Source organism: Pedobacter frigiditerrae (genome assembly GCF_004331645.1).
GTDB lineage: Bacteria > Bacteroidota > Bacteroidia > Sphingobacteriales > Sphingobacteriaceae > Pedobacter > Pedobacter frigiditerrae.
In genome coordinates, this window is the sequence record NZ_SJSK01000001.1 from 803,218 (window position 1) to 814,575 (window position 11,358).

Sequence of the window (11,358 nt, forward strand, 5' to 3'; positions counted from 1 at the left end):
GGTTATTAATAATCAAGCTTTGATGAATAAGTTTTTCCTTTTACTAATTCTTGCATTAACCTCCTTTACCCCAAAATCTGCAATAGATTCTAACAATAGCTGGATAAGAATAAATTTACTAGGCTATCAACCTAAATCTGTTAAAGTTGCTATTTGGGCGAGCAAAACTAATCAGGTTCCTGATAAATTCGAGCTAATTGACCAAAAAGGAAAGGTAGTTTACACTTCAAGTAATATCAAATCTTTTGGTGATTATGGTCCATTTACAGCAACTGCCAGGTTAAATTTTTCAGATTTTAAAACACCGGGAAAATATTTCATTCGCATTTCAGAAATCAAATCTCCAGAAATAATTATAGGTGATGAAGTTTATCGCCACACGGCAGACTTCGCCTTGCGTTACATGCGTCAACAACGAAGTGGATTTAATCCTTACCTACAAGACAGTTGCCATACTCACGATGGTTTTGTTTTATACGGTGCAAGAGCTGGCATAAAAGATAGCACACATATCGATGCATCTGGTGGATGGCATGATGCAAGTGATTATTTGCAATATTCTACAACCTCTGCTAATGCAACCTATCATTTATTAATGGCTTATAGAGATTTTCCTCAGGTATTTGCCGATATAAAAAAAGCGAATGGTTTGGATGGTAAAAATGGCATTGCCGATGTATTGGATGAAGCAAAATGGGGATTAGATTGGTTGTTAAAAATGCATCCGAAGGATAATATCATGTTTAATCAGCTTGCGGATGATAGAGACCATATTTCGATGAGAATTCCGAAAGAAGATAGTCAATATGGAAAAGGTTTCGAACGACCTTTATACTACATAGATGGCGAACCTCAACAACGCGGCAAGTTCATGAACAACACCAAAGGCACAAGTTCTACTGCGGCTAAATTTGCAAGTGCTTTTGCGCTGGGTTCTAGCATATTCGTAAAATCTAATGAAACTTATGCCCAAAACTTAGGTAAAAAAGCAAAAAGTGCTTTGGCTTATGCGAACATTAAAAAAGGCGTAACACAAACGGTCTCGGTAAAATCTCCTTACATCTACGCTGAAGACAACTGGGTTGATGATATGGAATTGGCTTATGCTTCCATTCCTTTAGTAGATAAAAAATATTTGAATAAGAGTTCGAAGGAAGCTCTGAACTATGCCAAATTAGAACCGGTTACACCTTGGCTAACAAAAGATACCGCGAACCATTATCAATATTATCCTTTTGTAAATATTGGACATTATGAATTATCGAAACTCAATCCGACGATGCGCAAACAATTGACTGGATATTATAAACTAGGGATTGAGCGCGTTTGGGAAAGGGCACAGAAAAATGCATTTTATCGGGGCATCCCATTTATATGGTGTAGCAATAACTTGACTGTTGCCTTTGCACAACAATGTTTTTGGTATAAAAAGTTAAGTGACGAAGATACTTTTACGGAATTGGAACAGGCAAACTTCGATTGGCTTTTTGGATGTAATCCTTGGGGAACGAGTATGGTTTATGGTTTGCCTACTTGGGGTGATACACCTGTTGACCCACATTCTGCATTTTCACATTTAAAGCAATATCCAATTGATGGTGGCTTGGTTGATGGACCGGTTTACACGAGTATCTACAAAAACCTAATCGGAATTCAATTGACCAAGCCTGATGATTACGCTGAATTTCAAAGTGATTTAGCAGTTTATCATGATGATTATGGAGATTACAGCACCAATGAACCCACAATGGACGGGACAGCTTCCCTCATCTATTTGTTGGCAGCATTTGATAGCAGGGTAAAAACTTTGCCTAAGGAATTTCAAGCAGAATTAGGGGCTATTACCAGAGGGAAAAAGACAGAAAAAAAGATTGCCTTAGTTTTTACAGGGGATGAATTTGCTGACGGCGGAAATAGTATCAATAAAACATTGGTTGATGAAAATGTAAGGGCTTCTTTCTTTTTAACTGGTCGATTTTACGGAAAATTTAAAAACATAAAACTTATTCAGTCTTTAAAGGCAAATGGCAATTATTTAGGCGCTCATTCAAATGCCCATTTATTATATAATGATTGGACTAAAAGAGACAGTTTGTTGGTTTCGGAACTTCAGTTTAAAAGTGATTTGATATGGAATTATGGAGCAATGGAAAAGTTTGGGATAAGGATGGATAGTGCGAAATATTTCCTTCCTCCGTATGAGTGGTACAATCAACAAATTGCAGATTGGACAAGCCAAATGGATTTACAATTGATAAATTTCACTTCGGGCACTCGTTCTAATGCAGATTACACTTATCCAGAATTGGGAAAATCTTATAGAAGTAGTGATGAAATTTATAAATCGATAATTGAGTATGATAAAAGTAAACCAGATGGTTTAAATGGCTTTATTTTTTTACTGCATATAGGAACAGACCCAAGAAGAACAGACAAACTTTATGATAGATTGCCAGAATTGATTAAATATTTGAAGAAAGAGGGGTATGAACTAGTCAAAATCAACGAATTATTAAAAACAGAGCGTTAAAGGCATAAATATTTTTAAAATAAATATTTACCTTTGGACACAAATTATATACAAAAATGAGTACAGAAGAAAATAAAAACAGTTTTGAGTGGGTGTGGTACGTTATTGGTCTTTTAACTGGTATGTTAGCAGTTTTAGCCGTTACCACTAGTTTTGGTTATGTAGTTTTAGGCGGTATTTTAGGTCTAATCTTCGCTGCTGTATTTTTAAATAAAATTGTAAAAGGCCGCGAATACTAGGTCTTTAGATAATTTATTCTTTTTTGCCATGAAGAAATTAAGTTTATGCCTTATGTTGGCATTGTTTGGTATTGCAGTAAATGCGCAAACAACTCCTGTCAAATTTCCAAATGTAGATGCAAGCCCCATGGATGCATTATATTATCCTTTAAATGCTGTAAAAGTTAAAAAGGATGATACGTCATTGCCAATTATCAAAGTAGTTTATTCTCGTCCGATGAAAAAAGGGAGAGAGATTTTTGGGGTATTGGAGCAGTTTGACAAAGTTTGGCGCTTAGGAGCAAATGAAAATACCGAAATCTATTTCAGGAAATCAGTTATCATTGGGGGAAAAAAAATAAAGACAGGAACATATAGTTTATTTGCTATTCCGACTAAGGATAAATGGACAATAATTGTAAATAAACAAACTGATAGATGGGGAGCTTTTAACTATGATCAGGCAAAAGACGTAGTGAGAGTTGATGTTCCTATAACAAGGTTCGAAAAAGTGTTAGAAGCTTTTTCTATGACATTTACAGAAGCTAATGATGGTGCTAATTTAGTGATGGCTTGGGATACAACGCAGGCGATATTGCCAATTAAGTTTAAGAAATAGTTTTTAACCATATGCATAGAAAAAGGGAAGCTAAAACTTCCCTTTTTCTATGCATTTATAATTTTAACCGCAAAGAAACAAAGAGCGCAAAGAAAACCATATAAGAAATATAAGTTTATATCAATGCCTTATATTGTTAATTTCCCTTTTTCTGTGCGTTTATATTTCTCTTCCTCAAGAAACTATCTAAGTATAATAACCCCAAAGCTACATCAACTAATACGAAGACTTGGATTGTAGTTGCATTTATATATTTACCAGCATCAAAATTGATGGTGGGCATTTTGAAATCAAAACTTGCACCGCTTGTTGCAATGGCATAAATGAATATGCCAATTATAGATAGAGCGAAAAATGCGCCAATGCTATAAATAATTCGATTGTCTATTTTTGTTTTTAACGCAACAGGCTTCAATTCTAAATTTACCTTGTCCATTACATTACGGGTAAAGGACATAGAAGGTTCTTCAAAATCTAATTGATTAAGTTCGTTATGAACGGCCAATAATTCTTGATAAGCGCTATGATATTGAATATTGACAGTTATCTTTTTTTCAATTTCAATTTTTTCTTCGACAGTAAAATTACCGTCGATGTAGTTCCAAAGTTGTTCTTCTATCGTGTTCATATCAATTCCTTAACTTCATCCTTTAACAAATATTGTAATTTTTCTTTTAATCGTTGTCTCGCCCTGTGCAATTTTACCTTAACGGTATTGGGCTCCATACTTAAGGCTTCACCAATTTCATCTAAACTTTGTTCGCCCTTATAAAACAGGGTGATGATTGCTGCATCATCTGGTAAAAGCATATCAATTGCTTGGCTTAAATAGGCATAACTTGATTTCTTTTCAGCCGAATTACTGGCGTCAAAATCATTTCCATTGTTGGCAATTTGTAATACGTTTTCATCATCATTTATAGATTGAGTATCCAATCTTTTTTTGCGAAGAAAAGTCATAGCAGTGGTATAAGTTATTGTATAAAGCCAAGTAGAAAATTTAGATGTTTGTTTAAATGTTCCCAATGCTCTATAGGCCTTAACAAAAACATCTTGTGCAACTTCCTCGGCATCTTCCCTGTTTTTTGCGAAACGTATTGCCAGTGTAAATACAAAGCGCTGATGGCGTTTAACTAACACCGCATATTGTGCGGTATCGCCATTCAGCACTGCTGTAATTAAATCTAAATCTGTTTCCTTTTGCTGCATAAGATATAACTAAGACGCAAGGTTTTTGGATTAGGTTACAGTAGAAGGATTAATTGTTCTAGAAATGGTTAACTGTGTAAAATGTATAATCGTTTAACTGTTGTATATAACATAAAGTTCGCATTTAAATTCGATTAACCAGTTCAATCATTTAACCAATTAACCAAACTTCTTCATCTTTTTTCACACAGGGTGTAACCTAATTTTTTTTCTTGTTGTCATAGTATTCAGAACACGGTTCATAAACGAAAAAGAAATATTTAACATTAAATAAATAAAATCATGGAAGGAATATTAGTACCAATCACATTTTTCATTTGCACATTCGCAATGATATTCGGAATAAGATATTTTAACAACAAGGAAAAAATGGCAATGATAGAACGCGGAATAGATCCAGGCGTTCGTAAATCTACACCTCAACCATTTTTAAGTTTAAAATTCGGCTTATTATTAGTTGGCCTAGGCATTGGCCTTTTAGTTGCCTTGTTTACCGTAAGAGGTGTATTTGGCGATAATATGACGGATGCTCAAGAAGGACAATCTGTTGCAATTTACTTTGGTTGCCTTGGTGTATTTGGAGGAATAGGCTTAATCGTATCTTATATCATCGAGAAAGCTTGGTTAGATAAACAAGCTTAGTCAGAAAGTCGGAAAGACAGTAAAGTCCGGAAGTTAATAGCTTCTGGACTTTTTTGATTCTATATCTTCGGACTTTCGGTCTTCCAGACTTTTTCGACTCAAATTGGTTTCGGTAAAATGGCTACGGTTAACCTGCTTACACAGTTCATTTTTCCCTTATCGTTGTACATTTTAATTTCCCAAATTTGGGTTTTTCCACCGATGTGTAAGGGTTTGCAAACGCCTTTCACAAATCCAGCACTTACTGGGCGAATATGGTTCGCATTAACCTCTAATCCAACAGCAATGTATTTATTTGGGTCTATGCACATATAAGATGCGATACTGCCCAAAGTTTCAGCTAAAACTACAGAAGCGCCACCATGTAAAATACCAGCAGGTTGGTGTGTTCTTTCATCAACAGGCATTGTGGCGCAAATATAATCATCACCGATTTCGGTAAATTCTATACCAAGCAAAGCGCCAATGTGATTTTTCGGCCTATCATTCAGCATTGCAGGAGTAAACGCCGCAAACCAAATCATAAATAACGTTCTTTAATCACGTTCACATGGTGGAGAATGTGTCCAGCTAGCACAAAAACTAAAGACCTTGCCGTCATATCCTTTCCATTTGCATTCCCAACATTACTCAATTCGGCCTCATTTAAAGAGTTAATAAAATACATGTTTGATTTTCTCATCAATGCAAATTCTTCTGAAAAACTAAACAAGCTTCTGTCTTTAAAATGAGCACTAGCCACATAATCATCTTCTTCGAAACCTGGTAAAGCAGCTTTTTCTCCTCTAGCAATGCACAATAATCGGTAAACCAAAATACGTTCAGTATCAATAATGTGCCCAATTAATTCCTTAATGGTCCATTTTCCTGGTGCATAAGCATAATCGCCTTTTTCAATTAAATTATTAATGAAATTTGGGAAATCGCTAGCCTGTTGAGTTAATAATTCAATTACATCCCCTTCTACAAGTTTGATGTATGTTTTACCCCATTCTGGGTACTCCTGTGTTTGTGGTGGGTTCATAAGTTGTACTACTTTTTAATATGATTCTAAATGTTGTTCCTTTGCCGAGTTCCGAATCTTTCACAAAAATCTGCCCGCTGTGGTAATTTTCTATTATCCTTTTAGTTAATGATAAACCTAGGCCCCAGCCGCGTTTACGGGTAGTATATCCTGGTTGAAAAACGGTATCGAACTTAGAACGAGCAATGCCTTTTCCCGTATCACTTACATCGATAAATACTTCCTCTTTGGTTAAGTGTTCAATAATATTGATGGTAATTGTACCTTCATTTTCAATCGCGTTAGCTGCATTTTTTAATAGGTTTTCCGTAACCCAATCGAACAAGGGAATACTTAACATTGCCCTAACCTGATTATCTCCCTGTATAATAAAGTTGATTTTATCAGAGGTTCTAACTTTAAAATAATCTACAAAGTTTTTGACAACGATAAACACCACATGGTCTTCTAATATTGGTTTAGAACCAATTTTAGAAAAACGGTCTGTTATAATTTCCAATCGATGAATGTCATTCTCCATTTCAGCAATCAATGGGTCATCCTCGGCATCAAACTTAGATTTCATCAACTCTGTCCAAGCCATGAGCGATGAAATGGGGGTGCCCAACTGATGCGCTGTTTCCTTTGCCATGCCCACCCAAACTTGGTCTTGTTCTGCTTTTCTGGCCGAACTAAATGCTACATAAGCTGTAATTAAGAATAAGCCAATAACGCCTAGTTGGATGTAAGGGAAAAACCTCAACTGTGTTAAAATGAATGAATCTTTATAATAGGCAATCAATTTTTCGTCATTAATGCCCAACATCTTTACTGGTTTGTGTTGGCCTTTCATTTTACTTAATTGGCGAACAAAATATAAAGAATCGTATTGTTGTTTTTGATTTTTATTATCAACGTTGTAAAATGTTTTTGTGGTATCTAAACCATCCCAAAATAAAATAGACCCATCAGTTTTGGTAATGATAAAGCCTGTTTTGTTGTTTTTCTTAATGACATCAAAAACCGCCGTTACCTCAGGGACTTCATACATCTTCATTTGCTGTTCTAAAACAGCTACTTTCAGCTGAAACTGGGCAGCTTCTTCACGCTCCATCTTTTTCACGAAAAAATCAGAATAAAAAACAGAGGCACCACCAATTACAATTGCAAAAACAAGTAAGAAAATCTTCCAGCGGCGCTTTTTTTGATATGGATTCATACGATAATGGCAAATTACAAAATAGCGATCAAAATTATACCAACAGAAACGTAAATGAGGTAAAAACCATATGATTTTTCGAAATATAACACTAAAAACAAAAAAATCATGTTTGGCTGAAAGGTATGTCTTTGGCACTTGATCACTAATAAAAGCAACTTTTATAAGGATGAAAATATATCTTTGCAGTGTAATGGAAAAGAATATCAGAGTAAGATTTGCCCCAAGCCCAACAGGAGGCTTACATTTAGGTGGCGTTAGGACCGCACTTTTTAACTATTTGTTTGCAAAAAAACACAATGGAACATTCGTTTTACGTGTAGAAGATACCGACCAAACCCGTTTTGTTTACGGTGCAGAAGAATACATTGTAGACTGTTTAAATTGGTGCGGAATTACTCCTGATGAAAGTCCACAAAATCCTGGAGCTTTTGGTCCATACCGCCAAAGCGAACGCAAAGCTAGCTATAAACAATTTGCAGATCAGCTAATTGCTGATGGTTATGCATATTACGCTTTCGACACCTCTGAAGAACTAAATGCTAGAAGAGCAATTGAACCTAATTTTTTATACGGACAAAAAAGCCGTATGGAGATGAAAAACTCTTTGACTTTATCACAAGCAGAAGTAGATAAATTACTAGCAGAAAATATACCTTATGTAGTAAGAATAAAAATCCCTGAGAACGAGCATGTGTCTTTTGTTGATATGATTAGGGGCCTAGTTAGTTTCGATACAAATTTAGTGGATGATAAAGTTTTGCTAAAAGCTGATGGAATGCCAACTTATCATTTAGCGGTTGTTGCAGATGATAAAGCAATGGAAATTAGTCACGCTTTTAGGGGTGAAGAATGGTTACCTTCTGCACCAATCCATATTTTACTATGGAAATATTTAGGATGGGAAGATTCGATGCCTCAATGGGCACATTTACCTTTGATTTTAAAACCTGATGGTAACGGAAAATTAAGCAAACGTGATGGTGATAGATTAGGTTTCCCAGTGTATGCAATGAATTGGAACGATCCAAAAACCGGTGATATAACCAAAGGATTTAAGGAATTGGGTTTTATGCCTGAAGCCTTTGTTAACCTTTTAGCCATGTTGGGTTGGAACGATGGCACTGATAAAGAAATTTTCACTTTAGCAGAGTTAATAGAATTATTCTCGATTGAACGCATTAGTAAAGCAGGAGCGAAATTCGATTTTGAAAAAGCAAAATGGTACAACCATGAATGGATTAAGCAGTCTTCAGCTAGCAATTTAAAATTATCAGTTAAAAATGCTTTAGCTGAAAATGGAATTGAAATTAATGATGAAGAATTCTTATTAAAAGTAATTGATACAGTTAAAGACCGTTGTAATTTGTTGGGAGATTTTGTTGCTCAAAGCGCTTACTTTTTTGCTGCCCCTAGTGAATATGATTCTGCTGCGGTTAAACCAAAGTGGAGTCCAGAAAAAGCTGCATTTTTTAAAGAATTTGGTCAAAATATAAATGAATCGGCTACGGCTCAAGAATTAGAATTAGAGTTTAAAGCATTTGCAGAAGCCAAAGGATTTAAGCCAGGAGAATTGATGCTGCCTTTACGTATCATGCTTGTAGGCGGAAAATTTGGTCCTGGTGTTTTTGATATCGCCAAATTATTAGGCAAAGCCGAAACTGAAAGCCGAATAGAAAAAGGAATTGCAGCCTTTAACTAAATATTGGTATTAAAATTGTCAATCAATTTCCAAATTAAATCAATAAGATTATGCAATGGTTCGGAAAAGGAAGTAGCAATGTTGAGGATGGAAGAAGCAGTAGTGGAGGTAAAATTGCCCTAGGAGGTGGTGTTGGTGTTATCGTAGTAATTCTAGGCTTAATATTTGGTCAGGATTTTACCGGTTTAGTAAGTCAAATACCAGCAACTGAACAAGGAGAGGTAAAAAAAGGGGCCCCAACAGACGAACAAGGAAAATTTGTAGCAGGAATTCTGGAATCGACCGAACAAGTTTGGGGAGAACAATTCAGTTCCTTAGGGGCGAGATACGAAGAGCCTACTTTAAGATTGTTTAGAGATGGAGTTCAATCTGCTTGTGGAAATGCAAGTTCGGCTGTTGGGCCATTCTATTGCCCAGGAGACCATAAAGTTTACATCGATTTATCATTTTATGATGAGCTAAAAAATCGTTTCGGTGCGGCTGGAGATTTTGCACAAGCTTATGTTATAGCACATGAAGTGGGCCATCACGTACAAAACTTATTGGGAACCTCAGCCAAAATGGAAGAAGCCCGAGGTAGATTAAGTGAGGTTGAATACAACAAACTATCTGTTAAATTAGAATTGCAAGCAGATTTTTATGCGGGGCTTTGGGCTCACCATGCTCAAAACTTAAAAGATTTTAGGCTAGATGCTGGTGATATAGACGAAGCCTTAAATGCAGCCAATGCCATTGGCGATGATAAACTGCAAAAGCAGTCTCAAGGCGAAGTAGTGCCTGATGCCTTTACACACGGTACCTCTGCCCAAAGAATGTATTGGTTTAAAAAAGGTTTTGAAACGGGTGATATTAAACAGGGTGATACTTTTAATGCATCACGATTGTAGTATAGAAATTTTTTAACCGCAGATTTAAGAAGTTCGTCATGCTCAGCTTAACTGGGTATCTTAATGCAGAATTAATTGCAAGCAAAATATTTTTCAAAGTTTTCCAAAACAATTCATTAAAACATTTGTTTTGTATTCTTATATTGGTTCTCTGCCTAGAATTACCAAATTAAAGAATGATAAAATAGCGCCAAGTTTTAAATGATTCTAATCGTAGATGATACACCAGAGAATTTAATTTCATTAAAAAAAGTTCTCGAAAAAAATAATTTTGAGGTAGATACTGCATCCTCTGGCGAAGAGGCTTTAAAGAAGGTTTTAAGAAACTCTTATGTCTTGATTATTCTCGATGTGCAAATGCCAGGGATGGATGGTTTTGAAGTTGCAGAAGCTATTTCTGGATACAGCAAAACCAAGGAAACAGCTATTATATTCTTATCAGCAGCCAATACAGAATTTAAATTTATTGCTAAAGGTTATTCATCAGGAGGTTTAGATTATATTACCAAACCGGTTGATATGAATATCCTATTACTAAAAGTGAAAACCTTTTATCGCATTTACGAGCAGAATAGGAAGCTAAATGAAATGCAGAAAAACTTGCTCGAAGAAATCGAATTTCGTAAGGAGGCAGAACGTAAAAAAGACGAATTTATCAGCATTGCTAGCCATGAATTAAAAACCCCACTAACAAGTGTTAAAGGTTATGTTCAGTTGCTAGAAAGAAGTGTGAGTAAGGGGGATACGGAGACGGTTAAAAAGCATTTAGCTAAAGCACAAGTGCAGCTAGAAAAATTAAATAGTTTGATTGCTGATTTGTTGGATATCTCTAAAATTGAAAGTGGTAAGCTTAAATTTAACAAACAAAACTTTTCTATTGATCAGTTGGTAGATAATGTAATTGAAGTAATGCATCAATCCAATCCTGACTTTAAAATTCACAAAAAAGGAATTGCTAATTGTGAAATTTTTGGGGATGAAATGCGTGTTGAACAAGTTATTATAAACTTTTTAACCAACGCCATTAAATACTCTCCTGGAACGACAGAGATAGAGTTAACCCTAAATGTTAAAGATGAACAGCTCTATTTGGCAGTTAAGGATTCAGGGATTGGAATGTTACCAGAACAATTGGCACATGTTTTCGATAAGTTTTACCGAGTAGAAGAGACTTCTCAAAGGTTTCAAGGTTTAGGAATTGGCTTGTATATCTCATCAGAAATTATAAAAAGACATAGCGGCCAAGTTGGGGTAAATAGTACCTACGGCAAAGGTTCAGAGTTTTACTTCCTAATGCCAATAAATTCAAACAGCGATTTTAATGATTAA

General features: G+C 35.5%; 12 protein-coding genes. 7 read left to right on the forward strand and 5 right to left on the reverse strand.

The window, feature by feature from the left end; translation table 11 throughout:
- Window positions 1-22: 22 nt before the first annotated feature.
- From EZ428_RS03430 to EZ428_RS03440, 3 genes are read left to right on the forward strand one after another with little or no spacing between them, the layout of a single operon-like run.
- Window positions 23-2,530 (forward strand): glycoside hydrolase family 9 protein, encoded by a 2,508-nt coding sequence (locus EZ428_RS03430; RefSeq protein WP_131551701.1) that lies wholly within the window; start codon window positions 23-25, stop codon window positions 2,528-2,530.
- A 56-nt stretch (window positions 2,531-2,586) separates the two neighbouring features.
- The gene (locus EZ428_RS03435; RefSeq protein ID WP_131551702.1) at window positions 2,587-2,769 is read left to right on the forward strand and encodes a hypothetical protein; all 183 of its coding nucleotides are present in this window, start codon (window positions 2,587-2,589) and stop codon (window positions 2,767-2,769) included.
- Between the two features lie 28 nt (window positions 2,770-2,797).
- Complete coding sequence (locus tag EZ428_RS03440; protein WP_131551703.1) at window positions 2,798-3,367, forward strand: DUF2911 domain-containing protein; 570 nt, start codon at window positions 2,798-2,800, stop codon at window positions 3,365-3,367.
- A gap of 136 nt (window positions 3,368-3,503) precedes the next feature.
- Here EZ428_RS03440 and EZ428_RS03445 read toward each other — a convergent pair whose 3' ends face one another.
- Window positions 3,504-3,995 carry a hypothetical protein gene (locus EZ428_RS03445; RefSeq protein ID WP_131551704.1) on the reverse strand — a complete coding sequence of 164 codons (492 nt, stop codon included), beginning with the start codon at window positions 3,993-3,995 and terminating at the stop codon, window positions 3,504-3,506.
- Window positions 3,992-4,576: an RNA polymerase sigma factor gene (locus EZ428_RS03450; protein ID WP_131551705.1), complete on the reverse strand. Its 585-nt coding sequence runs from the start codon at window positions 4,574-4,576 to the stop codon at window positions 3,992-3,994. The genes EZ428_RS03445 and EZ428_RS03450 overlap by 4 nt, the downstream gene beginning before the upstream one ends.
- 282 nt (window positions 4,577-4,858) lie before the next feature.
- Here EZ428_RS03450 and EZ428_RS03455 point away from each other — a divergent pair, with 282 nt between their 5' ends.
- Complete coding sequence (locus EZ428_RS03455; RefSeq protein ID WP_131551706.1) at window positions 4,859-5,218, forward strand: DUF6249 domain-containing protein; 360 nt, start codon at window positions 4,859-4,861, stop codon at window positions 5,216-5,218.
- Window positions 5,219-5,316: 98 nt separating this feature from the next.
- Here the strand turns inward: EZ428_RS03455 and EZ428_RS03460 are convergent, their stop codons facing one another.
- From EZ428_RS03460 to EZ428_RS03470, 3 genes are read right to left on the reverse strand one after another with little or no spacing between them, the layout of a single operon-like run.
- Window positions 5,317-5,742, reverse strand: a complete 426-nt coding sequence (locus tag EZ428_RS03460) for a hotdog fold thioesterase (RefSeq protein WP_131551707.1) — start codon at window positions 5,740-5,742, stop codon at window positions 5,317-5,319.
- Window positions 5,739-6,242 carry a DinB family protein gene (locus tag EZ428_RS03465; protein WP_131551708.1) on the reverse strand — a complete coding sequence of 168 codons (504 nt, stop codon included), beginning with the start codon at window positions 6,240-6,242 and terminating at the stop codon, window positions 5,739-5,741. The genes EZ428_RS03460 and EZ428_RS03465 overlap by 4 nt, the downstream gene beginning before the upstream one ends.
- Window positions 6,202-7,440 carry a sensor histidine kinase gene (locus tag EZ428_RS03470; protein ID WP_131551709.1) on the reverse strand — a complete coding sequence of 413 codons (1,239 nt, stop codon included), beginning with the start codon at window positions 7,438-7,440 and terminating at the stop codon, window positions 6,202-6,204. Before EZ428_RS03470 ends, EZ428_RS03465 begins: the two co-directional genes overlap by 41 nt.
- Before the next feature lie 193 nt (window positions 7,441-7,633).
- On the opposite strand from EZ428_RS03470, the gene gltX reads away from it, so the two are divergent.
- From gltX to EZ428_RS03485, 3 genes are all read left to right on the forward strand, one after another.
- Window positions 7,634-9,142: a glutamate--tRNA ligase gene (gene gltX, locus EZ428_RS03475; protein ID WP_131551710.1), complete on the forward strand. Its 1,509-nt coding sequence runs from the start codon at window positions 7,634-7,636 to the stop codon at window positions 9,140-9,142.
- A 50-nt stretch (window positions 9,143-9,192) separates the two neighbouring features.
- The gene (gene ypfJ, locus EZ428_RS03480) at window positions 9,193-10,029 is read left to right on the forward strand and encodes a KPN_02809 family neutral zinc metallopeptidase (protein ID WP_131551711.1); all 837 of its coding nucleotides are present in this window, start codon (window positions 9,193-9,195) and stop codon (window positions 10,027-10,029) included.
- Window positions 10,030-10,230: 201 nt separating this feature from the next.
- The gene (locus tag EZ428_RS03485; RefSeq protein ID WP_131551712.1) at window positions 10,231-11,358 is read left to right on the forward strand and encodes an ATP-binding response regulator; all 1,128 of its coding nucleotides are present in this window, start codon (window positions 10,231-10,233) and stop codon (window positions 11,356-11,358) included.